The sequence below is a fragment of the Streptomyces sp. NBC_01498 genome, from assembly GCF_036327775.1.
Classification (GTDB): Bacteria; Actinomycetota; Actinomycetes; order Streptomycetales; family Streptomycetaceae; genus Streptomyces.
Genome location: NZ_CP109598.1, coordinates 4,874,097 through 4,898,255, shown reverse-complemented (window position 1 = coordinate 4,898,255; position 24,159 = coordinate 4,874,097). Strand labels below are relative to the sequence as shown.

At 71.8% G+C, this 24,159-nt stretch carries 22 protein-coding genes and 1 pseudogene; 13 read left to right on the top strand and 10 right to left on the bottom strand.

Features of this window, described 5'->3' with window-relative positions; all coding sequences use genetic code 11:
• Positions 1–78: 78 nt before the first annotated feature.
• From OG875_RS20980 to OG875_RS20970, 3 genes are all read right to left on the bottom strand, one after another.
• Positions 79–870 carry a sugar phosphate isomerase/epimerase family protein gene (locus OG875_RS20980; RefSeq protein WP_330177838.1) on the bottom strand — a complete coding sequence of 264 codons (792 nt, stop codon included), beginning with the start codon at positions 868–870 and terminating at the stop codon, positions 79–81.
• A gap of 77 nt (positions 871–947) precedes the next feature.
• Positions 948–2,174 carry a dihydrodipicolinate synthase family protein gene (locus tag OG875_RS20975; RefSeq protein ID WP_330175757.1) on the bottom strand — a complete coding sequence of 409 codons (1,227 nt, stop codon included), beginning with the start codon at positions 2,172–2,174 and terminating at the stop codon, positions 948–950.
• Positions 2,171–3,322, bottom strand: coding sequence for a Gfo/Idh/MocA family protein (locus OG875_RS20970; protein WP_330175756.1), 1,152 nt, complete (start codon positions 3,320–3,322; stop codon positions 2,171–2,173). The genes OG875_RS20975 and OG875_RS20970 overlap by 4 nt, the downstream gene beginning before the upstream one ends.
• A 122-nt stretch (positions 3,323–3,444) precedes the next feature.
• On the opposite strand from OG875_RS20970, the gene OG875_RS20965 reads away from it, so the two are divergent.
• Together OG875_RS20965 and OG875_RS20960 are read left to right on the top strand one after the other, a co-directional pair.
• Entirely contained in the window at positions 3,445–4,506 is a 1,062-nt protein-coding gene (locus OG875_RS20965) for a LacI family DNA-binding transcriptional regulator (protein ID WP_330175755.1), read from the top strand.
• Positions 4,507–5,129: 623 nt separating this feature from the next.
• Entirely contained in the window at positions 5,130–5,930 is an 801-nt protein-coding gene (locus OG875_RS20960; protein ID WP_330175754.1) for a sugar phosphate isomerase/epimerase family protein, read from the top strand.
• A gap of 86 nt (positions 5,931–6,016) precedes the next feature.
• On the opposite strand, the gene OG875_RS20955 is transcribed toward OG875_RS20960, so the two are convergent.
• Together OG875_RS20955 and OG875_RS20950 are read right to left on the bottom strand one after the other, a co-directional pair.
• Positions 6,017–6,859 carry a class I SAM-dependent DNA methyltransferase gene (locus tag OG875_RS20955; protein WP_330175753.1) on the bottom strand — a complete coding sequence of 281 codons (843 nt, stop codon included), beginning with the start codon at positions 6,857–6,859 and terminating at the stop codon, positions 6,017–6,019.
• Positions 6,860–7,319: 460 nt separating this feature from the next.
• On the bottom strand, positions 7,320–8,747 hold the full coding sequence (locus OG875_RS20950) for a S28 family serine protease (RefSeq protein ID WP_330175752.1): 1,428 nt from the start codon (positions 8,745–8,747) through the stop codon (positions 7,320–7,322).
• Between the two features lie 1,503 nt (positions 8,748–10,250).
• On the opposite strand from OG875_RS20950, the gene OG875_RS20945 reads away from it, so the two are divergent.
• The 8 genes from OG875_RS20945 (at position 10,251) to OG875_RS20910 (ending at position 19,186) form a co-directional block, all read left to right on the top strand.
• Positions 10,251–10,385 carry a helix-turn-helix transcriptional regulator gene (locus OG875_RS20945; protein ID WP_443079159.1) on the top strand — a complete coding sequence of 45 codons (135 nt, stop codon included), beginning with the start codon at positions 10,251–10,253 and terminating at the stop codon, positions 10,383–10,385.
• Between the two features lie 737 nt (positions 10,386–11,122).
• The gene (lxmK, locus tag OG875_RS20940) at positions 11,123–12,181 is read left to right on the top strand and encodes a class V lanthionine synthetase subunit LxmK (protein ID WP_330175750.1); all 1,059 of its coding nucleotides are present in this window, start codon (positions 11,123–11,125) and stop codon (positions 12,179–12,181) included.
• Positions 12,178–13,302 carry a T3SS effector HopA1 family protein gene (locus OG875_RS20935; RefSeq protein WP_330175749.1) on the top strand — a complete coding sequence of 375 codons (1,125 nt, stop codon included), beginning with the start codon at positions 12,178–12,180 and terminating at the stop codon, positions 13,300–13,302. The genes lxmK and OG875_RS20935 overlap by 4 nt, the downstream gene beginning before the upstream one ends.
• A 62-nt stretch (positions 13,303–13,364) precedes the next feature.
• Positions 13,365–15,263 carry an ABC transporter ATP-binding protein gene (locus tag OG875_RS20930; protein WP_330175748.1) on the top strand — a complete coding sequence of 633 codons (1,899 nt, stop codon included), beginning with the start codon at positions 13,365–13,367 and terminating at the stop codon, positions 15,261–15,263.
• Complete coding sequence (locus OG875_RS20925) at positions 15,260–15,952, top strand: flavoprotein (protein ID WP_330175747.1); 693 nt, start codon at positions 15,260–15,262, stop codon at positions 15,950–15,952. Before OG875_RS20930 ends, OG875_RS20925 begins: the two co-directional genes overlap by 4 nt.
• Positions 15,949–16,818 (top strand): class I SAM-dependent methyltransferase, encoded by an 870-nt coding sequence (locus OG875_RS20920; RefSeq protein WP_330175746.1) that lies wholly within the window; start codon positions 15,949–15,951, stop codon positions 16,816–16,818. The genes OG875_RS20925 and OG875_RS20920 overlap by 4 nt, the downstream gene beginning before the upstream one ends.
• Positions 16,819–16,889: 71 nt before the next feature.
• Positions 16,890–17,897, top strand: a complete 1,008-nt coding sequence (locus OG875_RS20915; protein ID WP_330175745.1) for an ABC transporter ATP-binding protein — start codon at positions 16,890–16,892, stop codon at positions 17,895–17,897.
• The gene (locus OG875_RS20910; RefSeq protein WP_330175744.1) at positions 17,894–19,186 is read left to right on the top strand and encodes an ABC transporter permease; all 1,293 of its coding nucleotides are present in this window, start codon (positions 17,894–17,896) and stop codon (positions 19,184–19,186) included. Before OG875_RS20915 ends, OG875_RS20910 begins: the two co-directional genes overlap by 4 nt.
• A gap of 473 nt (positions 19,187–19,659) precedes the next feature.
• Here the strand turns inward: OG875_RS20910 and OG875_RS20905 are convergent, their stop codons facing one another.
• The 3 genes and pseudogenes from OG875_RS20905 to OG875_RS31040 form a co-directional block, all read right to left on the bottom strand.
• Positions 19,660–20,982, bottom strand: a complete 1,323-nt coding sequence (locus OG875_RS20905; protein WP_330175743.1) for a M16 family metallopeptidase — start codon at positions 20,980–20,982, stop codon at positions 19,660–19,662.
• Entirely contained in the window at positions 20,979–21,860 is an 882-nt protein-coding gene (locus OG875_RS20900) for a M16 family metallopeptidase (protein WP_330175742.1), read from the bottom strand. The genes OG875_RS20905 and OG875_RS20900 overlap by 4 nt, the downstream gene beginning before the upstream one ends.
• Before the next feature lie 63 nt (positions 21,861–21,923).
• Positions 21,924–22,307, bottom strand: a pseudogene (locus tag OG875_RS31040) (M16 family metallopeptidase); the annotation flags it as partial.
• Positions 22,308–22,503: 196 nt separating this feature from the next.
• Here OG875_RS31040 and OG875_RS20895 point away from each other — a divergent pair.
• The 3 genes from OG875_RS20895 to OG875_RS20885 all read left to right on the top strand — a co-directional run bounded on the left by OG875_RS20895 (position 22,504) and on the right by OG875_RS20885 (position 23,250).
• Positions 22,504–22,686: an LxmA leader domain family RiPP gene (locus OG875_RS20895; protein ID WP_330175741.1), complete on the top strand. Its 183-nt coding sequence runs from the start codon at positions 22,504–22,506 to the stop codon at positions 22,684–22,686.
• Positions 22,687–22,805: 119 nt separating this feature from the next.
• Positions 22,806–22,988: an LxmA leader domain family RiPP gene (locus tag OG875_RS20890; RefSeq protein ID WP_330175740.1), complete on the top strand. Its 183-nt coding sequence runs from the start codon at positions 22,806–22,808 to the stop codon at positions 22,986–22,988.
• Between the two features lie 79 nt (positions 22,989–23,067).
• Positions 23,068–23,250, top strand: a complete 183-nt coding sequence (locus OG875_RS20885; protein WP_078077248.1) for an LxmA leader domain family RiPP — start codon at positions 23,068–23,070, stop codon at positions 23,248–23,250.
• A gap of 141 nt (positions 23,251–23,391) precedes the next feature.
• Here the strand turns inward: OG875_RS20885 and OG875_RS20880 are convergent, their stop codons facing one another.
• Complete coding sequence (locus OG875_RS20880) at positions 23,392–23,859, bottom strand: hypothetical protein (protein ID WP_330175739.1); 468 nt, start codon at positions 23,857–23,859, stop codon at positions 23,392–23,394.
• Positions 23,856–24,128, bottom strand: coding sequence for a helix-turn-helix transcriptional regulator (locus OG875_RS20875; protein WP_330175738.1), 273 nt, complete (start codon positions 24,126–24,128; stop codon positions 23,856–23,858). Before OG875_RS20875 ends, OG875_RS20880 begins: the two co-directional genes overlap by 4 nt.
• Between the last annotated feature and the right edge of the window lie 31 nt (positions 24,129–24,159).

Here is a 24,159-nt window from a genome sequence, read left to right as displayed (position 1 = left end):
GACACCCTGTACGACAGCCGTCACCCCCAAAGGGTTGCACGGTTGCCGACAGTTGTTCCGGGCTCGTGTCCCGGCCCCTCACAGCGCGTGCTTCACATACCGCTCCGCCACCTCGGCCAGCAGCTCCGCGCCGTCCCGCGCCCACAGCGCGTCGTTGAAGAGTTCCACCTCGACCGGTCCGTCGTACCCGGCCGCGTCGACCCGTTCGCGCCAGGCCCGCAGGTCGATCGCGCCGTCGCCGATCAGGCCCCGCCCGTTCAGCACCCCGGCGGGCAACGGCGTGGTCCAGTCGGCCAGTTGGAAGGAGTGGATCCGGCCCGCCGCCCTGGCGACCGCCGCCGGGGCCCGGTCGTCCCACCAGACGTGGTAGGTGTCCACGACGACCCCGACCTGCTCGGCCGGGAAACGTTCCGCCAGTTCCAGCGCCTGGTCGAGCGTGGAGACGACACAGCGGTCGGAGGCGTACATCGGGTGCAACGGCTCGATCGCCAGCCGCACTCCGCGCTCCCCGGCGTACGGCGCCAGTACGGCGAGCGCGTCCGCGATCCGCTCACGCGCCCCGTGCAGGTCGCGGCTGCCGGGCGGCAGCCCGCCCGACACCAGGACCAGGGTGTCGGTGCCCAGCGTCACGGCCTCGTCGACGGCCGCGCGGTTGTCGTCCAGGGCCTCTTCCCGCGCCGCCGGATCGCTCGCGGTGAGAAATCCGCCCCGGCACAGGGTGGTGACGGTCAGCCCGGCGTCGCGTACGAGTGCGGCGGCGGCCTCGGTGCCGTACGCCCGTACCGGCTCGCGCCACAGCCCCACGCCCGGTACACCGAGGCGGACGCACGCCTCGGTCAGTTCGGGGAGGGTGAGCTGTTTGACCGTCATCTGGTTGATGCTGAACCGGGCGAGGCCACGCGGCGGTCCGGGCGTGTCGGGGGCGTCGGGCGCGTCGGAGGCGTGGGTCACTGGTCCACCCCGTACACCCCGAGCAGGGACCTCATGCGGGCCTCGGCCACCGCCGGGTCCGGGAACAGGCCGAGCCCGTCGGCCAGTTCGTACGCGCGCGCGAGGTGCGGCAGGGAACGGGCCGACTGGAGGCCGCCGACCATGGCGAAGTGGTCCTGGTGCCCGGCCAGCCAGGCGAGGAACACGACGCCCGTCTTGTAGAAGCGGGTGGGGGCGCCGAAGAGGTGGCGGGACAGCTCGACGGTGGGGTCGAGCAGTTCCCGGAAGCCCTCCGTGTCGCCGGTGTCCAGGACGCGTACGGCCTCGGCGGCCACCGGGGCGAGCGGGTCGAAGACACCCAGCAGGGCGTGGCTGAAGCCGCGTTCGTCGCCCGCGATCAGCTCCGGGTAGTGGAAGTCGTCGCCCGTGTAGCAGCGCACCCCGCGCGGCAGCCTCCGACGGAGGTCGACCTCGCGACGCGCGTCCAGCAGCGAGACCTTGACGCCGTCGACCTTGTCCGGATGCTCCGAGACGACCTGGAGGAACGTCTCGGTGGCCGCGTCGAGGTCGGTACTGCCCCAGTAACCGTCCAGTTCGGGATCGAACATCGGGCCGAGCCAGTGCAGGACGACGGGTTCGTCCGCCTGGCGCAGCAGATGGCCGTAGAGGGCCAGATAGTCCTCGGGGCCCCCGGCCGCGCCGGCGAGCGCCCGTGAGGCCATCAGGACGGCCCGTGAACCGGTGTCCTCGACGAGTGCCAGCTGCTCCTCGTACGCGGCCCGCACCTCCGCCAGGGAACGCGTCCCCGGGGCGAGCTGGTCGGTGCCCGCCCCGCACACCAGCGAGCCGCCCTCCGCGCGGGCCTCCGCCGCCGAGCGGCGGATCAGCTCGGCGGCGCCCGCCCAGTCCAGGCCCATGCCGCGCTGCGCGGTGTCCATGGCCTCGGCCACCCCGAGGCCCCGTTCCCACAGGTGGCGGCGGAAGGCGAGCGTGGTGTCCCAGTCGACGGCGGCCGGCGCCCCGGGGCCGCTGTCGGCGTACGGGTCGGCCACGACGTGCGCGGCGGCGAAGACCGTACGGGAGACGAGAGGGACGCCGTCGGTCGGCCTCCTGAGGAAGGGGGCCGGTTCACGGCGGGGACGGTACGCGCGCAGCGTGCCGTCCGCGTCCGGGAGCCGGAGCGCCGGGCTCCTTACGGAGGACGCGCCGGGCGGTGGTGCGGCGGCGGTGGTCCGGGTGGTCACAGCGACAGCTCCGGCACCGTGAGGCGACGTCCCTGGGAGGAGGACCTGAGGCCGAGTTCGGCGAGCTGGACGCCCCGCGCGCCGGCGAGGAGGTCCCAGCGGTAGGGCTCGCCGAGGGCGACATGACGCAGGAACAACTCCCACTGCGCCTTGAAGCCGTTGTCGAACTCGGCGTTGTCCGGGATCTCCTGCCACTGGTCGCGGAAGGACTCCGTGACGGCCAGATCCGGGTTCCAGACGGGCTTGGGGGTGGCGCCCCGGTGCTGGACCCGGCAGCGGCGCAGTCCGGCGACGGCCGAGCCGTGGGTGCCGTCGACCTGGAACTCGACCAGCTCGTCCCGGTTGACCCGCACCGTCCAGGAGGAGTTGATCTGCGCGACGACGCCGCCCTCCAGTTCGAAGATCCCGTAGGCGGCGTCGTCGGCGGTGGCCTCGTACGGCTTGCCGCTCTCGTCCCAGCGGCGCGGCACGTGCGTGGTGATGTGCGCGGAGACGGAGGTGACCCGGCCGAACAGCTCGTGCAACACGTACTCCCAGTGCGGGAACATGTCGACGGTGATGCCGCCGCCGTCCTCACTCCGGTAGTTCCAGGAGGGGCGCTGCGGCGCCTGCCAGTCGCCCTCGAAGACCCAGTAGCCGAACTCGCCTCTTACGGAGAGGATCTCGCCGAAGAAGCCGCCGTCTACGAGTCGCTTCAGCTTCAGCAGCCCCGGCAGGAAGATCTTGTCCTGGACGACGCCGTGGCGGACGCCGGCGCTCCGCGCGAGACGGGCCAGGTCGAGGGCCCCTTCGAGGTCGGTCGCGGTCGGCTTCTCCACGTAGATGTGCTTCCCGGCGGCCAGTGCCTTCTTGACTGCCTCCACGCGCGCGGAGGTGACCTGCGCGTCGAAGTAGATGTCGACGGTGTCGTCGGCCAGGACGGTGTCGAGGTCGGTGGACCACTCGGTGAGGCCGTGCCGTTCGGCGATCTCCCGGAGGGCGTGCTCGCGGCGGCCGACGAGAACGGGCTCGGGCCAGAGCAGGTCCCCGTCGCCGAGGTCCAGTCCGCCCTGCTCACGGATCGCGAGGACGGAACGCACCAGATGCTGCCGGTGGCCCATCCGCCCCGTGACGCCGTTCATGGCGATCCGCACTGTCCTGCGTGTCACGAAGTTCCCTCCATACGGCCGTAGCAAGCGCTTTCTATAGGATATGAAGCTAGCCTGCCGAAAGCGACCGGACAAGGGTCCGGCCCCGATCCACCGCCACACCCACCATCCGGAGGAACCCGATGACGATCACCCTGGCCGATGTGGCGGCGCGCGCCCGGGTGTCACCCGCGACCGTCTCCCGTGTGCTGAACGGGAACTACCCGGTCGCCACCTCCACCAGGGAGCGGGTACTGCGGGCGGTCGACGAGTTGGACTACGTGCTCAACGGGCCTGCCAGTTCGCTCGCCGCCGCCACGTCCGACCTGATCGGCATCCTGGTCAACGACATCGCCGACCCGTTCTTCGGGATCATGGCGGGGGCCGCGCAGACGGAGATCGGCGGTCAGGAGGGGACGGGCCGGGCCGGGGGCGAGAAGCTCGCCGTCGTCTGCAACACGGGCGCCTCCCCGGAGCGCGAACTGCGCTATCTCACCCTCCTCCAGCGTCAGCGGGCCGCCGCCGTGATCCTCACCGGGGGCGCCCTGGAGGACCCTACGCACATCGCGGCGATGTCGGCCAAGCTGACCAGGCTCGCCGACGCCGGGACACGGGTGGTGCTGTGCGGGCGGCCCCCGCTGCCGGGCAGCAGCGCGGTCCTCGCGTCGCTGGCCTTCGACAACCGGGGCGGCGGGCGGCGGCTCACCGAGCATCTGATCGCCCTGGGACACCGGAGGATCGGATACGTCGCGGGCCCGGCCGAGCGCACCACGACCCGGCACCGGCTGGAGGGACACCAGACGGCCCTGACGGCCGCCGGCCTGACGGAGGACCAGGGCCCGCTGACGGTCCACGGCCCCTACGACCGGCGGTCGGGCTACGAGGCGACGCTGGAACTGCTGCGGCGCGCGCCGGATCTGACGGCGGTGGTCGCGGCGAACGACACGGTGGCGCTGGGCGCGTGCGCGGCGGTGCGCGACCGGGGGCTGCGCATTCCCGAGGACGTCTCGGTGGCGGGCTTCGACGACCTGCCCTTCTCGGTCGACGCGGTGCCGGCGCTGACGACCGTACGGCTGCCTCTTCATGAGGCGGGTGCGCGGGCCGGCCGGCTGGCGATGGGGGCGGAGGCACCCCCGCCCGGCGGGATCGCGACGATCACCGCGGAGCTGATGGCACGGGCCTCGACGGCGCCGCCCCGGAGCTGAGCCCGGAGAGGGCTGGGACGGGTCCGTTCCGGAGCCGAGCCCGGAGAGGATGCGGCGGGCCGTCCCCGGTGTCGTGCGGTGGTTCGGGGTGTTGGGCCGCACGGAGCGGTCCGGGGCGTTGACCGTGGGGCCGTGACGGCGGGGGTCCCGGGTGCGGCCCTGGGGCGTGGAGCCGGGCATGGACCCGGAGCTGAGCTCCGAAGGGGCCGTGACGCGCCGCCCGAGCGCCGGTGCCGGGCGGTCTAGCAGCCCGGTCCGCTCTGCGGAGTTGACCGCAGGCGCTGTCGACCGTCGGAGCCGTGACGGCGCCCTTCTCGGACGTGGCTGTGGGCCCGGCCGGGCGAATGAGGCACGGTGACGGTGGGTGACCCCGGCGATGCGGGGTAACGGGAGGTGGTGCCGTGCCCCGATGTCGCCCTCGCCGCCGACCGGAAGCCGTACGCGCGGGCACGGCCTCGTCCGGCACGTGGGCGCGGGTCCGCGTCCGTGTACGTGTCCGCCGTACGGAGCCGTTCCCCGGAATGGACCGGACCCGGCCGGGGCAGGACCGGCCGGACAGGAGCGGCGGCCCCCGCCCGTCGACGGGTCCCTCGCCGGACTCCCCTCGTGAAAGGAACCACGGAGTGAACCTCGCCTTCTCGACCCTCGGTGTCCCCGGTCTGCCGATCCCCGAGGTCGCCGCGCTCGCCGCCCGGACCGGCTACCAGGGCGTGGAGTTGCGCGCCCACCCGGAGGAGCCCGTACACACCGGTCTCGACGCCCGGGAACGGGCTTCCGTGGTCGAGGAGTTCGCCCGGCACGGAATCCGCATCCTGACTGTCGCGGGCTACGCGCGCGTGGCGGCCGAGGACGCGGACGAGCAGTCGAAGGGCCGGGAGCTGGACGACCTGGTCCTGCTGGCGCGCGACCTGGGCGCGCCGTACGTACGTGTCTTCCCGGGCGGCGGCGAGCAGGACCCCGAGGCCGCCGACGCGACGGCCGCCCGCCGGCTGGCCGCGGCGGCGCCGCTGGCCGCCGAGTCGGGCGTACGGATCCTCCTGGAGACCCACGACTCCCACCGCACGGGCGCCGACGCGATGCGGGTCCTGGGGCTGGTCGGTCATCCGCAGGTGGGGGCGATCTGGGACGTCATGCACACCTGGCTCGGCGGGGAGCGCCCCGTCACCAGCCACGCCTCGCTGTCGCCGCACCTCGGCTACGTCCAGGTGAAGGACATCGCGTCGGCCGACGACACGACTCCGCTGCCGCTGGGCGCGGGGGTGCTGCCGTTGGGCGAGTGCGTCGGGCTGTACGCCGGGGACGGGGACGACGGGTGGCTGTGCTGGGAGTACGAGAAGCGCTGGTACCCGGACGCCCCCGACCTGCCCGGTCTGCTGACCGCCGGGCGCGCGCATCTGGAGGAGCTGCTCGCACAGGCCAGGTGACGGCGTCGGCGCCGGTGGCCCGGCGGCCATGGAGGTCGCGGGCGCCGGGGGATGTCGTGCGGCCGGCCCAGGGTCTGTCGTTCGGATCAGGCCGGATCGGTGAGCGCCCGCCGCGTCAGCGGCCGATGCCACGGTGGTGCCGTGGATCGCACGGCGGAGGAGGGAGGCACGGCGGAGGCCGTACCTCCCTCCGGTGCTGTCAACGGCGGCGAGGCGTGGTGCCGGGGCACGCGAGCCCGGCGAGATCCAGACGACAGACCCTGGGTCCCGGGCTCCGGGAGCGGCTTGCGGGCCAGGACGAGGGCGTGCGGTGTCGGGTCCGTCTCGTACGGCTCACGCAGGAGACGGGCGGTCGGCCGGAATCCGGCCCGCTCCAGCAGATCGAGGACCCGGTCGGGAGACAGCCTCCGGAAGTCCAGGTTGACGGGGTGGCCGAACGCCTCGTCGTAGTGCCGGGGCTCGTCGCCGACCTGGAAGGCGAGCAGCAGCCGGCCGCCGGGGGCCAGCACCCGGTGGAACTGCGCGAAGACGTCGGGGAGTCTCTCCGGGACGATGTGGATGATCGAGTACCAGGCGACGAGCCCGGCGAGAGCGCCGTCGGGGAGGGCGAGACCGGTCATGGACCCTTCCTCGAACCGCAGTTCGGGGTAGGTCCGGCGGGCCATCGCGACCATCACGGGCGACAGGTCGATGCCGGAGATGTCGAGTCCGAGCGTGTGCAGATGGGCGGTCATCTGGCCGGGTCCGCTGCCGATCTCGACCACGGGGCCGCCGCCGTCGGTCCGTACGTACTCCGCGAAGGTGCCGAGCATCGCCCGTCCCAGCGGGTCGTGTTCCGGGGCGGACCTGACAAGTTCGGCGTAGTCGGCCGCGATGGCGTCGTAGCCGGCCCGGGTGTCACGGATGAAGTCGGGTTCCGTTGCGGTCATGGGCGAGGAGGGTAGTACCCGCCGACGGAGGGTCGCGGTCCCGGGTGGCGGGGTCAGGTCGAAACAACGGGCGGGGCGCGCCGCGACCGGCCGGTGACGGGGAACGCCCCTTGACGGGAAGGCGGTTGTTCCGCTCCTCGGGGACGGCCGCACCGGATTCTCCGGCCGTAACGCCCCTTTTCCGGGAAAACGGCGGAATCTTCACTTCCCGGGAACCCGGTGCGCCGCCCGCGCGTCCTACGGCATGTGCTCCCGTCGACATTCCGCAGCGCGGTGTCGGCCCTCGTGCTCACTGGCTACGATCGCCGGCTCCCCTCTCCAGGCCGCTCTGCGGCCGGGCAGCACACCGCCACCGGTGCGCCCCCCTAGTTTGCGCCGGTGGCGGTTGCCGCTCACGGGCCGGTGACCTCACGGGCCACCGGCCCCCACGAACTGCCGACTGCTGACTACTGACTACTGACTACTGACGCAGTGTCGGCATCCGCTCCATGTCGCGCTTGTCGAGCTTCGCGTCGAACGCCGCCAGCGGCTTCGCCTTCGCGGCGTCCTGCTGCACGGCCGCCGGTGCGACGCCCGCCCAGTCGAGAATGCGGGCCGTGGCCTTGGCGTTCTCGTCGGGCACGAGACCCGCGACGTTGGCGCCGTGGTTGGCACCGGGCGCGGTGAACACGTGGCTGTCCTTCGCGCCGTGGCCGGGACGGAAGCGCTCCGCACCCCACGGGTCGTTCTCGCCGTAGACGAACATCATGCGGTTCGCGTGGTGGCGGACCCAGTTGTCGACCGACGCCATCTCCCACGGACGGAACGTCATGGGGATCTCGCGCGGCACGAAGTTCCGCGGCGGCTGGTAGCCGTAGCGGCTCAGGTTGCCCAGGTGGGGCAGCTTGACGGTGGGCGCGCCCAGTTCGGTACCCGCCTGGTAGTAGTACGGCGTGTACGTGGAGAGACCCTGGTCGGTGTAGAAGGAGAACCCGGAGATCGCGTCGATGATGTTGTAGATCTCCTCGTCCGACGCGGTGGCCGGCGGGATGCTCTCGCAGTCGCTCTCCAGGCTGTACTGCCAGAAGGCCCAGACGAAGTCCAGGACCACGGCCTCGTACGCCTTGTCGAGCGTGCCGACGGTGGTGAAGGTCGCGCCCTCGGCCTCGGCCCAGTCCGTGTACATCTTCTCCAGCGGCTCACGCCGGACCAGCGCCTCGCGCTGCACGGCGTTGAGCTTGGCGCGGCACTCCGCGGTGCCGACCTTCTCGAAGAAGCGGTCGTAGGCGGAGTCCTCCTTGTTCACCACGTCGTTGGGTGCGACGTAGGCGACGACGCCGTCCATGTCCTTCGGGTGGAAGCGCTCGTAGTACGTGGCGGTCATGCCGCCCTTCGAGCCACCGGTGGCGAGCCACTTCTTCGGGTAGATCTTCTTGAACGCGCCGAAGATACGGTGCTGGTCGGCCGCGGCCTGCTCGTAGTCGAGCGTCTTCCAGTCGGCCGGCTCGGGCCGGGACGGCGTGAAGAAGCGGTACTCCAGTGAGACCTGGTTGCCGTCGATGATCCGGGTCGGCTCACTGCGGCCGGGGTTGGTGGACACGCCGTACCCGCTCGTGAAGAACACGGTGGGACGGGTGGTGTCCTTGTGCAGCAGCGTGAGGCGCTGCTTGAAGGTGCCCTTCGACGGTCGCTTGTGGTCGACGGGCTGGGTGTAGTTGAGGACGAAGTATCGGTAACCGGGGTACGGCTTCTCCTCGATCAGGCTCATCCCCGGGATGGCGAGGATGCGGTCCTTGATGTCGGGGGCCGCGGATCCCGCGTTCCCGTCGGCGGCTGTTGCCGCACCGGCCACGCCCAGCGTGCCGACGAGCAGCACGAGGGACAGCAGCCATCTCAGCGCCTTGCGCATTCACACTCCCTGTGTTCATGTCAGACGCCCGCGAACCTAGCCGGGGAGGCACCCGCGCCGCCAGCCCCAAGAGGCCGCCGGCGCCCCGCCGGCCCCGGAAGGCGCCTCGCGCGTGCCGTCTACCCGCCCCCGGCCCGACCGACACGAACCGGCCGACGGTTACCGGCCTGAGGAGCCGACAGGCGGGAGCCGACCGACAGGGGCCGACCGACGGATGCCGACCGACAGGCGACGGGTACCGACAGCCAGCACCGCGCCGGTCGCCTCAGCGGCCTCGGCCACCACAGGGAAACCGACCGCCGCACCAGACCCGGCCGCCCCGGGGCGCCGCAGAGGGACCGGCCGCCGCACAAGAATCTGACGCCGCACCAGACCCGGCCGCCCCAGGGCGCCCAGAGGGAGCCGTCGCCGCAGTCGAGTCGGGCGCCCGCCGGGTGCGAAAGAGGCACCCCCGGCGCGTGATGCGGGCACGGCGGACGGCCCCGGGCCGAAAAAAGACTGTCGGGCCGCCCTTCCCCGCGCAATTCCGGACGGCCTCCCGGGCGGACTCAGGGCCCTCCACGGGCACTTAACACTCCCGCAACAACAACGGCGCCGACTTTCTCCGTGTAACCGGCGTGGCGCCCTTGCCTTGTCCGGAATACCGCCTCCCGTACGCGCTCCCGGATGCCTTCCGACCGGCCATTCGACCGTTTATCAACCCCGCCCGCGACGGCGCGAATTGGTTGCCCGAGGATCACTTCTTCCCTCGTCGGGGCCGGTTCCCGTGTCCGGCGTACGACCCTCGCGCGTTCGCGCCACCGGGTCGCCGGGGGGTCGTACGGGCCCGTTCGGGACGTCCTCCGCCGGACACCCGGCCGAGGTACCCAGTCGCGACTTTTCAGACATCAGGGCACCGAAGAGACTCCTGGCGACACCCAAAGGATGCTGTGATCTGCGTCACATTCCTTGAGGGTGTCACCTCGCCCCCGGAGGACCCCCGCGCGGACGGAAAACGAAGCTGGGAGACCGTTCGGGCGTCCTCGGGGAAGTCCGGTGACGGGTCGGCAGCACACGGCGATCACATCCCGCCCCGTTCACCTCACCCACCGGACCGTTTGAACATACGGAGTGGAGGCGAGGTGGAGGGGTGTCATGGCCGAAGGTGGCCGGTAGCCCGCCCACCTCGGACACGGGGAGGCAACTCCCGCGTCACGGGCGGACGGACCGGATTACCACTCCGGTCCGATGACAGGAACGGGGGCAGAATTGGCTGACGCATAGACCGGAAATCCGTACTTCCCGGACCATGCTCGATCGAACCGCGGAAAGCAGCTCGTCCGGCGACAGCACACGAACGGGCTTGTCGCTCCCGGCCGTCGAGCACCTCGGAATCCGGCGCCTCACCGCCGGACGACCGTGAGGTTGATACAGGTGAATACACGAAGTGTCCTCAGAGTCCCCCACCTCGGACTGGAAAACGATCACTTGAGAATCCTTCAACTTGTCTCGCAGGGTTGCACCATGGCGCAGGTCGCACGCCGGATGGGAATGAGCGACCGCACCCTGCGCCGGAAACTGCGGGCCATTTGCGACCGGGTCGACGTGGAAACGCCGATCGAAGCGGTCGTGTGGGCCGTTCGGCGAAGAATCGTCTGAGCGCCGACCCATGCACGATCCGGTGTACGAAGAAATAACGCACCGTGCGAACACGCGGTGCGGTGCCGCTCCAGACAGTCCGCACCACAGGCGGGCGACGAAAGAACAATTCGAGATTCGGAACACCGGGCCCCACGAACGGCGGTGGCGCGTGACGGTTAGCGGAGGAATCGTCACAGGCCGCTGTTCGCCGGCCCGAATCCCGAACCGCCTCTCACCCGGGCGTGGTTGTCACCACTGATCCGGATGAGGGCGGCCGTCGTCGGCCGGGGCCGGCCGTTCCGTTCGGGACGGCCGGCCCGCGGCGGCGACCCCACGGCGGTGCGCAGGCCGGTCAGGACCTGTCCACCGCCGTACGGCGTCCCCGTCCGGGGTCGGCCCGGCGGGCTCTCGGCCCAGTCGTCACAAGGGCTCCGGACGGACGGCGGACGGGACCCCGGGCCGCGTGCGAACGGCCTGCGAACGGAGTACGAAGCGGGCTCGGGCCCGGCCCGGGACCGGGCTCCCGACGCGCTGCGGGGCATCCTGGGGACGGCCCGCGAGGCGGCCCGCGCGGCGCGTCCGGCGTGGCGCGGCAGTTCTGCACGTTACCCCCGGCGCACGGCCCCAGTCAGGGGTGGCCGATGGCGGTCAATTCGTTGTCCGGCGGCTGCTTCCCGCGATAGGAAACGGCTGTGGCAGGCGAAAAGATTCAATACCCGCAGGGCCGGTCTTCCGCGTCGGCTGTCGACAGTCCCGTGGACGCATCGGTCGAACAGCTCCTCGTCCAGCTCGACTTGGGTTCACTCAACGCCTCGGAGGTCTTCTCCTATCCAGGCCGGAACGACAACTGGTCCGGTGTCACCGACACCGGCAATGCCGTATTCGTGAAGCGCCTCAAGGGAAATCCCAAGGAATCCCTCCGGCGCTACCAGCGGCTCATGTCATTCGAGCGCCTGATGAATCGCGGTCACTCTCCCTTCCCCCGCCCCGAATTCCTCGGCGGTGACGAGGAGGGGCGTCTGCTCGTCTTCGGGATGCTCGACGACATCCACTCGGGCAGCGAGCTCGCCGCGGAGGACGAGTTCACCGAGGCGACGTCGGCCGAGGCCGGCCGCACGGTGGCCGCCCTGCACCGACTGCCCTTCCTGCCCGAGGACTTCCCCGAGCCGGACCCGCACCCGTACCCGCCGGTCGAGGACCTGCGGTCGCTCCCGCTGGAGCACTACGTCACCGCCACCGGCGCCTTCATCCAGGGCTGGGGGCTGTTGCAGCGCGACGCCGCGCTGCTGGACGGGCTGGAGCGGCTCCGGGCGACCGAGGCCGAGGCGGCGCGGGTGCCGATCCACGGGGACCTGCGGCTGGACCAGTTCCTGGCCACCGACACCGCGCTGTACGTCAACGACTGGGAGGAATTCCGGCTCGGCGACCCGGCGCGTGACGTCGGGGCGTACGTCGGCGAGTGGCTGCACCGCGCGGTGCTGCGGATTCCCGCGCAGGAGACGGACGACGCCTTCTCGGCGACGCTGACCCACGAGGAGGTCGTGGCGCGCGGCACCGAGGAGCTGACCCGGGTGCTGCCGCTGATCTCCGCGTTCCACCGGGGCTACCGCGAGGGCGGCGGCCCCGACGACGACGGACTGGTCGTACGGGCCACGTCGTACGCCGGCTGGCATCTGATCGACCGGCTGATCGCTTCCACCAAGGAGAACGGCCGGCTGTCGGCCATCGTCCGCGCGGCGGCGGGAATCGGCCGGACCGCGCTACTGGACCCGCGGAGCTTCGTCTCCACGGTGGGACTCGGGGAGGCCGCATGAGCACGGTCACGGACACCAGCACCGGGACGGACACCAACACCGGGGCGGGCGCAGGCACGGCCACCGCCCCCGCGGAGCCGGAGCCGCTGCTCTCCCCCGGGCTGCGCGGCGCCCTGGAGACCGTCCGTATCGCGTCGGACGGCCTGACCGCCTGGGTCGGCGAGGACGAGGTGACGGCCGAGTCCCCGTCCGCGATGCGCTTCACACTGGCCCGCACCCTGTACGAGGTGCTGCACACCGGGCGCGGCATACGCGACCGCAAGGCGCCCAAGACGCTGCGCGCCCCGGAGTACGAGGCCCGGCTCGCCGCGGCGACGCCCCACGCGACGACCGTCGCGCCCGCGATCCTCACCGACGGGCGGACGGCCGCCGGACGGCGTGTCGTGGAGATCGACGGTCTGCGGCTGAACCTGCCGGATTCGGTGTCGCTGGAGGAGACCGGCCGTACGGTCGGCGAACCGGCGCGCCCCGTGGTCCGGATGACGATGCCCGCCGCCCGCCCGCTGCTCTCGCCGGGCTTCTTCCTGGTGGACAGCGGCAAGGGCCGTACCGGCGGCGGCGATCTGCTGCGCGTCTATCTGCGGGTGAACGACGCCGAGCAGGGACCCGTCCTGTGGAACTCCGTCCTGAGCACGCTGGAGAGCCGGTCGGCGATCTACCGCGCGAAGATCATCTCGAACCCGGGCAGCCTGCCGCGCAACGACGGCATGGTGGTCTATCTCAGCTCCGAATCCTGGGGCGTGGTCGACGCGTTGACCGAGAGCGCCGTGGCCACCGGACTGCCGGACGGCCCCTCCCCCGCGTACGCGCATGTCGTGGCCCCGGGTGTGACGGCCGCCTGGGAGCCGAAGGACGACCGGGCCGGGATGCGCGGACTCAGTTTCGGCGAGCACCGTTCGCATGTGGTGGCGCGCGCGTTCGTGGCCGCCGCCGAGCAGGGGCGGGAACGCCCGACCGCCGCCGAGCTGTCGGCGGCCTGCGCCGCGGCGAACGTCGACCCCGCCGACCCCGCCCGGAACCTCGACTCGGCGCCCTGGCCCTGGACGGCCGGCACCGGGTCCACGTCCGCCGAGCCCACCACCGACCTCACCACCGGCACCGGAGCCGCCACCGCGCCCTGAACCGTCCGCCGTGCGACCGAAAGTGACCGGATGTAACCGCAAGCTGGAGGAGAACCACCACCATGGCCAAGGAAGAACCACGTCCGGCCGGCACCGACGAACTGCGCGTCTTCGCCCAGCTCCTGGAGGGCAGGAAGGCCGCCGTCGCCGGTGCGGTGGTGATGAGCATGCTCTCCGCCGTCGCCACGCTCCTGCTGCCCCTCCAGGTCCGGGACCTGGTGATGGCACTGGGCCAGGACGAGCGGCCGGTCCGTCCGATGCTCCTGATGGCCGGACTCGCCCTCGGCGCCGGTCTGACCGCGGCGCTCGGCTCCTTCCTGCTCGCCCGCGCCGGTGAGGCCCTGGTCTCCGAGGCGCGCTTCCGGATCGCCGCGCACATCCTGACCCTGCCGCTGCGGCGGGTACGGCGCGAGGGGGCCGGCAATCTCGTGGCCCGCGCCAGCTCCGACAGTTCGCAGCTGCGCTCCGTGGTGGACGTCGGTGTCGCGCAGATACCGTCGTCGCTCTTCCTGGCCGTGGGCACCCTGATCGCCATGGGAGTGCTGGACTGGGTCCTGCTCCTGGTCGTGCTGGCCACCTTCACGGTCGCCGGGCTGGGCATCGCCGCCTGCGTACGGGCGATCCGCAGCGGAGTCGAGCAGCAGCAGAACGCCATCGGCTCCATGTCCCAGCAGATGACGGCGGCCGTGCTGTCGCTGCCGACCGTCAAGGCGTTCCTGGCCGAGCGTCAGGTCGCCGCCTCCCTCGGGCACAGCGTGGACGACGCCCGCAAGGCCGCCGTGTCGGTCGCGCGGGTGAGCGCGCTGGTCGGTCCCACGATGCAGTTCGGCCAGCAGCTGTCGATCGTCGCGGTGATGGTCGTCAGCGGCGCCCGGCTGGCCTCCGGGGATCTGAACATCGGCGAGTTCGCCGCCTTCATCGTCTATCTGCTGCAACTGGTCTCGCCGATCACCCTGCTCGTCTCCGGCTTCGCCCGGATGCAGGCGGGCCTGGCCGCGCGCGGCCGGCTGAACAGCGTGCTCATGATCCCGTCCGAGGAGCCCGGACCGGCCGGTCCGGTCGAGCCCTCGCCCACCGCGCCGGCCGTGGAGTTCGACCAGGTCGTGTACGCGGACGGCGGGCGCACCATCATCCACGAGGCGTCCTTCGCCGCTCCCGCGCGCGGACTGACCGCCATCGTCGGCCCCTCCGGCGCGGGCAAGACCACGCTGCTCGGACTGACCGAGCGGTTCCTGCTGCCGGACTCGGGCCGGATATCCCTGTGCGGCCATCCGGTCGAGCGGTGGCCGCTGCGGCAGCTGCGCGGTGAGATCAGCTATGTCGACCAGAGCTTCACCCTGGTCGAGGGCACGGTGCGGCAGAACCTCCAGCTCGGCCAGGACACCGACGTACCGGAGACGGAGCTGTGGCGGGCGCTGGAGACGCTCGGGCTGCGCGCGGCCGTCGAGGCGCTGCCGGACGGGCTGGACACCGAACTGGGCCGTGCCGAGGACCTGTCGGGCGGTCAGCGGCAGCGGCTGGCGGCGGCCCGGGTGCTGCTCCGCGAGACCCGCATCGTGCTCTTCGACGAGCCGACGTCGCAGCTCGACAGCGAGAACGAGGAGCGGCTGCGGGCGCTGATGCGTGAACTGTCCGCCGAGCGCGCGGTGATCGCCGTCGCGCACCGCATCTCGACCGTGCAGGACGCCGATCTGATCGTGGTTGTGGACGAGGGCCACATCGTGGACCGGGGTACGCACGAGGAACTGCTGACGCGCTCCGCGCTCTACCAGGAGCTGGTGCACGGCCAGACGCTGCGCGGCGGCGACACCCCGCGCGCCGCCGCGCCCGCACCGGTGTCCGCGCCGGTCGACCCCGCGTCGACCGCCACCCCCATGGACCCGGCGCTCGCGCCGGAACCCGCCCCCGCTTCCGGACCCGCGCCCGTGGCGGGTTCGGGGGCGGGAGCGGCGGGCCGGTGACCGCCGGGGCGGGGGTGCCCGAACAGGTCGGCGTACGGCGGCTGCTGGTCGTCGGTACGGGGTCGGTGACCGCCGCCCATCTGCCGTTCTGGGCGAGCTGGCTGAAGATGGGGCAGCCGGGGGTGGAGGTGCGGTACGTCCTGACGGGCGCCGCTTCCCGGTTCGTCACCCGCGAGGCGCTGGTCGCCATCGGCGGCTGCGACGTGCTGGAGGACCGCTGGCCCGACGAGCCGGAGCCGCGCGCCCGCCATGTGGATCTCGCCCAGTGGCCGGACGCCGTGGTGGTCCTGCCCGCGACGCTCAACTACCTGGCCCGGCTGGCGCTCGGCCTCGGCGACTCGCCGTCCATGCTGGCGCTCCAGTGCACGGAGGCCGCGATCGCGCTGGCGCCCGCGCTGCCGCCCGGCGGCGCGCAGAGCGCGGCGTACGCGGAGCACTCCGCGAAGCTCGCCGCCCGCCGCAACGTGGTCGTCGTCCCGCCCCATCCCGGCCGCAGCACGACCAGTGGCCGGCGTGAGGCGTGGGCGCCCGCGTCGTTCCCCGACGTCCTGGCGGCGGCCGACACTCTGCGGTCCGAGCTGGCGGCGGCGTCGCAGGAGACGCCGCGGACGCCGGGTGAGCAGGAGCGGCCGGGCGGGCAGCAGGAACAGGCATCACCGGAACAGCGGAAGCAGAGGGAGAGATCATGACCACCGAGGCACCCGAGCAGGCGGAGCGGACCGAGCGCTCCGAGCAGCCGACCGGACCGACCGCGAACGGCACCGACAGCACCGACGGCTCCACGGCTTCCGCAGGTTCGAAGAGCCAGGCCGGCGCCCCCGGCAGCAGCGCGTACGGCGAGGCGCTCGCCGACGTCTACGACTCGCTCTACCCCACCTCGGGCCCGGCCATCGACTCCATGATCGCCTTCCTGGAGGAGCTGCGCCCGGCCCCCGCCTCCCTGCTCGAACTGGGCGTCGGTACGGGCCGGCTGGCCATCCCGCTGGCCACGCACGGCTACCGGGTGCACGGCGTCGACGCCTCCCCCGCGATGCTGGCGAAGCTGCACGAGAACGACCCCACGGGCGGGATCACCAGCTCGGTCGCCGACTTCAGCGCCCTGGTGGTGGAGGAGCGCTACGACGTCGTCCTCACCGCGCTCAACACGTTCTTCATGCTGCCCACGCAGGAGTTGCAGATCAGCTGTCTGCGCGGCATCCACGACGCGCTCGCCGACGGCGGGGTCGCGGTCTTCGAGACGTACAACCCGCAGAACTACCACCGGCTCTCCGAGGCGACCACCCAGATCGGCCATCTGGCCGCCGACGCGCTGCTGCTGGACACGATCCAGGTGAACCGTCAGCTCCAGTCCGCGCTCGTCGTCCACACGATCCTGGGCCCCGGCGGGCTGCGGAAGGTGCCCGAGGTCAGCCGGTACGCGTGGCCCGCCGAGTTCGACGTGATGGCCCGGCTCGCCGGACTGCGTGTCACCGGCCGCTGGGCGGGCTGGGACCGGAGCCCGCTGTCGGAGCTGACGGAGAAGCACATCGTCGTGGTAGAGCGTCAGGACGCGTGAAAGCTTGACGGAGTGATGTGTTAACGCAATACTCCAATGAGTTAACACATCACCGTCGGGAGGTGCGGCACATGACTGCGGCAGCGCTGGAGGTCGACCGCGTACGGAAGAGCTACGGCAAGCGCCGGGCCGTCGACGACATGAGTTTCGACATCCGCGCCGGTGAGCTGTTCGGCTTCGTGGGCAGCAACGGCGCGGGCAAGACCACCACGATGCGGATCATCCTCGGCGTCCTCACACCCGATGCCGGGGAGGTCCGCTGGCAGGGCCGTCCCGTCGACTTCGAGGCCCGCAGGCAGTTCGGCTACATGCCCGAGGAGCGCGGACTGTATCCGCGTATGAAGGTCGTCGAACAGCTGCGGTACCTGGGCGAGTTGCACGGCATGCCGGCCGCCGCCGCGCGTGCGGCGGCCGACCGCTGGATCGAGCGGCTGGAAGTCACGTCGTACGCCACCGAGGAGGTCCAGAACCTCAGCCTCGGCAACCAGCAGCGCGTACAGCTCGCCGCCGCCCTGGTGCACGAGCCGAAGGCACTGGTGCTGGACGAACCGTTCTCCGGGCTCGACCCGGTGGCGGTGGACGTGATGCGCGAGGTGCTCGTGGAGCGGGCCGCGCAGGGTGTGCCCATCATCTTCTCCAGCCACCAACTCGCCCTGGTGGAGCGGGTCTGCCACCGCGTCGGCATCGTCGGCGGCGGCAAGCTCATCGCCTGCGGCACGGTCCAGGAGCTGAGCGAGAGCGCCGAGCGCCGGCTGCTGGTCGACGCGCCCGGGGCGGGCGAGAACTGGGCGGCGGGGCTGCCGGGCGTGGAGGTCCTGAGCCGGGAGGGCACCCGTACCCGGCTGCGGCTGGCGAAGGGCGCCGACGACCAGCGGGTGCTGCACGCGGCACTCGCCACCGGTCCGGTGTCCGCCTTCGTCTCCGAACGGCCGCCGCTGACCGAGCTGTACCGCGATCTGGTCAGCAGAGACGACAGCGGGAACACGGAGGACGGAGACAGCGCGGGCACGGCCGGGACTCCCGTCACGGCCGCGGTCGCGGCAGGGGCGGACACCGAGAGCGAGGGCGGCGGACGATGAGCACAGCGGCACAGACGGACGCGGACGCGGTCACGGCGTCGGACCCGGCCACGGACCCCGGCGCGGGCCCGCAGGCACCGGACCCCGGCGCCTCCCCCGCCTCCGGCGGGCTCTCGGCCCGCCGGGCGGTCGGCCTGGTCGCCAAGCGCGAGATCAACAGCCGGCTGCGGACGAAGTCGTTCGTCCTCAGCACGCTCGGACTGGTCCTCGCCCTCGGCGTCTACACCCTGATCATCCTCTTCTCCAAGGAGGGGCCGACCAAGGTCGGTCTCGACGCGGACACCACCGCGATGCGCCCGATACTGACGGCCGTCGCCGACCGCGCGCCCGACCTCGACATCGAGTTCGTCCCCGTCGACGGCGACCGCGCCGAGACGCTGCTGCGCGACGGCGATGTCGCCGCCGTACTGAGCGGCGGCGCGGCCGACCTCACGATGACCGTGGAACGCGAGACGGACCAGGACCTGCTGGCCGTCGTGAACGCCGCGGTGACCGAGCAGCGCACCACCCTGGAGCTGGAACGCGCGGGCGTCGACCCGGTCGAGTTCGGTGAACGCGTGGCGTCGTCGGCCACCGTGACCAAGGCGCTGGACCCGTCCGGCAACAGCGCGGCCGAGCAGTTCGCGCTGATCCTCTCCTCCACCGGCCTGCTGTACTTCTTCTTCATCATCTACGGGATCATGCTGGCCCAGGGGGTCGTGGAGGAGAAGACGAGCCGCGTGGTCGAGCTGCTGCTCTCCAGCATCCGGCCCTGGCAGCTCCTCGCGGGCAAGCTGATCGGTGTGGCCGTGGTCGGCGTGACGCAGCTCGTCCTGCTCGGCGGCGCGGCGGTCGTGCTCGCCGAGGGCACGGGAGCCATCTCGCTGCCGACGGCGGTGGCCGGGACGCTGCTGACGATGGGCGTCTGGTTCCTGCTCGGCTTCTTCCTCTTCGCCGCCATGCTGGCCGCCGCGGCGGCGCGCGTCTCACGGCAGGAGGATCTCCAGGCGGTGGTGCAGCCGGTGATGGTGCTCATCACCACACCGTTCGTGCTGGGCATCGCCCTGCTGAGCAAGAACGCCCACGACCCGGTCATCGAGTGGCTCTCGCTCGTCCCGCCGCTCAGCCCGATCCTCATGCCGGCGCGCATGCTGCTGGGCATCGCCCCGGCGTGGCAGGTCGCGGTCTCCCTGGTGCTGGCCGTGGCCGCGCTGGCGGGGCTGACCCGGATCGCCGGGCGGATGTACGCCAACAGCGTGCTGCGCAGCGGTTCCAGGGTCCCGCTGGCCGAGTCCCTGCGGCTGCGCTAGTCCCGGCCCCGCCCGGGGTTCCGCGCCGTACCGCACCTCTCGGCCGGATCTCCCGCCCCGTCCCGCCCCGCGCCGTACGCGGAGCACCGACCCCGTCCGTTCCTCCGCCCTCCACCTCGTCCGTCCGCCGGCTCCCGCCCCCCGCGCAGAACGCGGGGTGGTAGGCCCGGCCCGATCCCCCCACCCGACCCCACATCTCACCCTCATCTCACTCACCGGGAGTACCTCATGAGCACAGCAGTCTGGATCGCCATCGCCGTCGCCCTCCTCGTCGCCGTCGTCGCGGGCACCAAGAAGGGCCGCCGCTGACCGGCCGGCCGGACCGGCGGCAGTGACTGAGGGGCCGGTGTTCCCGGGGGTCTCCCTGGAACACCGGCCCCTCACACGCGTCCACCCACGCGTGCGTCATGGGCGCCGCTTCCGGCGTCTCTTCCGACGCCGGGGGCGACACCGGAAGAGACCTCGGGAACGACTCAGAAGGTCATCTCGGCCGATCCTTCGCGGCGCAGTGGCGCGACCGCCGATTCGTCGGCGAGGACGACACCGGTGAAGGCCGACGGCCGGAAGAACCGCCGGGCGGCCTCCGCGACCGCGTCGTACGACACCCCGTCCAGCAGCGGACCCCACCCGTGCAGCCAGTCGGCGCCGACCCCGATGTGCAGCAGGTTCGACAGACCGGAGGCGAGGGAGGCCGGGGAGGACATCGCCGTGGCGAGCGAGCCGATGGCGAAGCTCCGGGCCTCGTCCACCTCCCGCTCGGACGGCGGTTCGGCGGCCATCCGCTCCAGTTCGTCCCGGATCACCCCGAGCGCGGCCACCGTGTGTTCGGCGGCGGTGTCGGCCTCGATCATCAGGGTCGACGCGCCCGGTACGGACTCCATGCCGGACCCGAGCTGGTACGCGTAACCCTTCTCCTCGCGCAGGTGCGCCACCAGCCGCGAGGCGAAGGACCCGCCGAAGACCAACTGGGCCAGATGCAGGGCCGGATAGCCCGGATCGGTGCGCGGCAGCGCCGGGGTGGCCAGCCGGATCATGCTCTGTACGGCGCCGGGCCGGTCCACCCACAGGGGCGGGCCGCCGAGGAACACCGGCGGCGGCCCGGGTACGTCGCCGGCCTCCCCCGCCCGCCAGGACCCGAACACGTCGGTGACGGCGGCGAGCGCGTCCCCGGGCCGCAGATCGCCGACCAGGACGAGCACCGCGCCCGCCGCCCCCAGATGCCGGGCGTGCAGTTCGGCGAGGTCCTCCGGTGTGCAGGCGGCGGCCAGCCGGGGCGCGGGCTCCCAGCGGGCGGCCACCTCGTCGCCGTACCGCCGGCGCAGCAGCGCCCGCTGGGCGATCGCCGCGGGCTGGTGCGAGGAGAGTTCGATGCGGCGGGCGAGCCGGGTGCGTTCGGGCGCGACGACGTCCTCCGTCAGCCGGGGCCCGAGGACGGTCTCGGCGAGCAGGGCCAGCACGGCGGGCAGGGAGTCGGCGAGGGTGTGCCCGGTGACGGTGAACCGGCGGGCGTCGGCGCCCGCGCCGAACGCGGCCCCGTGGGTGGCGAGGGCGGTGTCGAAGGCGTCGGCGTCGCGGCGCGAGGTGCCTTGCAGCAGGACTCCGGCCAGCAGTTGGCGCAGCGCCACCTCGCCCGGTCCCGTGGCGGCGTACGGAACGCTGAGCCGCACCTCGACCAGGGGGACGACGGGAGCCGAACAGAGCACCACTCGCAGCCCGTTGGGGAGGGTGGTGTCGAGATCGGGCAGCGGCAGCCGCGCAGCACCGCCCGTGGTGCCCGTGGTCCGGTCGTCGTTCATGCCGCCGCCTTTCCGGAAGCGGTCGCGGTCGCGCGCGGCACGAACCGTACGACCGCGCGGTGGGAGTCCCGGAGCCGCGCGGCGGCCCGGCTCACCTGCTCGGCGCTCACCCCGGTCCGTATCAGTTCCGGGAGCCGCTCGGTCAGTTCGGCCTCGCCGAAGAGCATCTCGCGCAGGCCGAGGAGTTGGGCGCGGGTGCCCGGATCGCCCAGTTCGCGCAGCGCGCCGGACGCCCAGCGGGCGGTGGTGGCCCGCAGCAGCCCCGCGTCGACCTCGTTCTCCGCCAGCCTCGCGAGGACGGTGTCCAGCGCGTCGGTCACCCGCCCGCCGTCGTCCGCCCCGCCCGGCCCGCTCTCCGCCGCTCCCCCGTACACGGCGAACAGCGTCAGCAGATCGGGTCCGGTCGTGTCCAGCGGCAGCCCGAACAGCCCGCAGCCCACGGACAGGCTCGCCACCCCGGTCGGCGCCGCCGGCCCCCGGCGCAGCAGCGCGTGGCGCCCCTGCCCCAGCAGCGCGGCCAGGACCAGGTGCGCGAGGTAGTCGGCACGTTCGGTCACGGGGTCGGGCATCCGGTAGCCGACGGCCACGGCGGGCAGTCCGGCGTGCGGATCGGTGACCGACAGCCGTATCTCCCGGCGGGGCTCCGGTTCGGGGCCGTCGGGGGCGGTCACCACGGGGCGGCCGGGCAGGGGTTCGAAGTACCGGCGTACGAGACGCTCCGCCGCGTCCGGGTCGAACGCGCCGGTGAGCGTCACCAGCGCATTTCCCGGGCCGTAGTGGTCGATGAAAAAGCGCTCGCAGAGCGGGATGTCGAGAGCCGCCAGATCGACGGTCTCGCCGTATCCGTCCCGGGCGTTTCCGGGACGACTGTGCAGCACACGCGGCAGTACCCAGGGAAATGCGCCGTACGGACGATTCCGCACCATGAGTCGTATCTCTTCGTCAATCACCGCGGTCTGTGTGCGCAGATTCTGCGAAGAAATACGTGGGGAATGCATTCTGTCGGCTTCCAGAGCGAGCAGCATTTCCAACGCGTCGGCGGGGGCGGCCGCGTAATAAACCGTCAGGTCCTGTCGGGTCTTGGCGTCCCCGAGTCCGCCGGCCCGCTGTACCTGGGGCAGGTATCCGCCGGGTGGGCCCCCGTGGCCGCCCTGGATCATGAGGTGTTCGAAGAGATGGGCAAGACCCGTGTGCCCCTCGGGCTCCGTCCGGAAACCCACTCCGTAGTGCACGGCGACACCGATTGACGCGCCGGTCGGATTGGGTGCGAGCAGCACCCTCAGGCCGTTGTCCAATACCAGGCGACGCAGCAGATTTCGGGTCATCCGGGCGAGCATAGACGGGGTCAACTACGGGCTCAACGGTGCCCGTTGACCGAAGGCGGCCACTGTCCGAAAGCGGTCAACCCCATTGCCAGCGCGGCACCGGTGGCGGAATGGTGCTGGCACAGCCGGAGAACGCGATTCACTCAATTGCCGATCCGGTCACCGTTCATTCTCGCTATCGACCGAGGGAGTTGCCATGAACACCCAGTCCCTGATCAGCGGCTACGCCAGCTACGCCGACGCCGAGGAGCTCGTTCCGGCGGTGGAGGCGCCCGGCGGCACCATCACCGTCACGGTGACCTCGTCGCAGGCGTGCATCTCCGCGGCCTCCGCCATCTCGGCCGTGTCGATCGACAACACCTTCGATCACTCCTGCTGAACCGCTTGATCGCTCGGTCGCTCTGATCGCGTCACCACGTGATCACACGGCAGCGAAATCTTCGGCGAAAGCCGAATGGGTCACCCGCTCGTTCTCGTTCCGCTTCAAAGGGAGTTTCCATGAACACCCAGTCCCTGATCGGCGGCTACACCAGCTACGCCGAGGCTGAGGAGATCGTTCCGGCGGTGGAGGCCCCCGGCCTCATCATCACCATCACGGTGACCTCGTCGCAGGCGTGCATCTCCGCGGCCTCCGCCATCTCGGCCGTGTCGATCGACAACACCTTCGATCACTCCTGCTGACGGAAGCACGACGCACCACGTTTCACCCGGCGTTCGCCGGTCCGCTCATCCGCTCCACACAACCCATCAAGGAGTCACCATGAACACCCAGTCCCTGATCAGCGGTTACACCAGCTACGCCGACGCCGACGAGCTCGTCCCCGCCGTCGAGGCCCCGGGCGCGACCATCACCGTCACGGTGACCTCGTCGGCCGCGTGCATCTCCGCCGCGTCCGCCATCTCGGCCGTGTCGATCGACAACACGTTCGACCACTCCTGCTGAACCGTGTAGCCCCTGAGCACGACGCATGACGGACAGGGCGGGTGCCCACCGCCGCAATCGGTGGGCACCCGCCCTGCTTCGCTTCACGATAGACGGGGCACCGCGGCCCGGAGGCCACTCGCCGGAGGTCGTTCGCCGGGGTCACTCGTCCCCGAAGGTCTCGGTCTCCTCGCCGTCCATGCCGGACAGCCCCAGCAGGATCGAGGGCAGGGCGGCCGAGGTCAGCATCAACGTGGTGAGCAGGGCGGGGATCCGCTCGATCACCTCGGGCTTGTTCTGGAAGGCGACCATGATCAGCACGACCAGCATGCCGGCGCCGACCGCGCACTGGTATCCGATGAAGGCGACCCGGTTGCGTACGTCGCGCTCGCGCTCGTCGAGTCCCGCCACCGGCCGTTCGCCGAGGCCGCGGGTCATGGAGCGCAGCAGGCCCCAGAGCATCAGCCAGACGACGAAGGCCACCAGCCACCAGGAGTCGGAGAAGGCGTTGCCGTCCGAGATCTGCGACAGCACCAGCATCGCCACGCTGAGCGCGGACAGTCCGATCGCCATCGGCCTCAGGGGACCCCGGGCCACGGTCGTCTCGTCGGAACCTTGTTGCGGGGTCACGAGCGTTCCTCCTTGTTGTACAACTGGGCGGACAGCGGGACGAAGGGCTTACGGCTGAAGATCGCCTCGACCGGAAGCCCGAAGACGTCGCTGAGCCGGAACGCCAGATCGAGGCTCGGGAAGTAGTCGCCCCGCTCGATGGCGCCGATGGTCTGCGGATGGACCTCCACCGAGTCGGCGAGCGCCACCCTGCTGAGGCCGCGTTCGGCACGCAGGACTCTCAACTGGTTGTAGATCGGCGATCCCTCGCGATGGCTCACTGGGCTCATGCGAGAGAAGATAATGGAAACACAACATTCC

Bases quoted from the DNA above. Each gene is read 5' to 3' on its own strand.
- OG875_RS20980 (WP_330177838.1), bottom strand. From the start codon at position 870: ATGACGGTCAAACAGCTCACCCTCCCCGAACTGACCGAGGCGTGCGTC.
- OG875_RS20965 (WP_330175755.1), top strand. From the start codon at position 3,445: ATGACGATCACCCTGGCCGATGTGGCGGCGCGCGCCCGGGTGTCACCC.
- OG875_RS20955 (WP_330175753.1), bottom strand. From the start codon at position 6,859: ATGACCGCAACGGAACCCGACTTCATCCGTGACACCCGGGCCGGCTAC.
- OG875_RS20950 (WP_330175752.1), bottom strand. From the start codon at position 8,747: ATGCGCAAGGCGCTGAGATGGCTGCTGTCCCTCGTGCTGCTCGTCGGC.
- OG875_RS20945 (WP_443079159.1), top strand. From the start codon at position 10,251: ATGGCGCAGGTCGCACGCCGGATGGGAATGAGCGACCGCACCCTGCGC.
- OG875_RS20935 (WP_330175749.1), top strand. From the start codon at position 12,178: ATGAGCACGGTCACGGACACCAGCACCGGGACGGACACCAACACCGGG.
- OG875_RS20930 (WP_330175748.1), top strand. From the start codon at position 13,365: ATGGCCAAGGAAGAACCACGTCCGGCCGGCACCGACGAACTGCGCGTC.
- OG875_RS20920 (WP_330175746.1), top strand. From the start codon at position 15,949: ATGACCACCGAGGCACCCGAGCAGGCGGAGCGGACCGAGCGCTCCGAG.
- OG875_RS20915 (WP_330175745.1), top strand. From the start codon at position 16,890: ATGACTGCGGCAGCGCTGGAGGTCGACCGCGTACGGAAGAGCTACGGC.
- OG875_RS20910 (WP_330175744.1), top strand. From the start codon at position 17,894: ATGAGCACAGCGGCACAGACGGACGCGGACGCGGTCACGGCGTCGGAC.
- OG875_RS20905 (WP_330175743.1), bottom strand. From the start codon at position 20,982: ATGAACGACGACCGGACCACGGGCACCACGGGCGGTGCTGCGCGGCTG.
- OG875_RS20895 (WP_330175741.1), top strand. From the start codon at position 22,504: ATGAACACCCAGTCCCTGATCAGCGGCTACGCCAGCTACGCCGACGCC.
- OG875_RS20890 (WP_330175740.1), top strand. From the start codon at position 22,806: ATGAACACCCAGTCCCTGATCGGCGGCTACACCAGCTACGCCGAGGCT.
- OG875_RS20885 (WP_078077248.1), top strand. From the start codon at position 23,068: ATGAACACCCAGTCCCTGATCAGCGGTTACACCAGCTACGCCGACGCC.
- OG875_RS20875 (WP_330175738.1), bottom strand. From the start codon at position 24,128: ATGAGCCCAGTGAGCCATCGCGAGGGATCGCCGATCTACAACCAGTTG.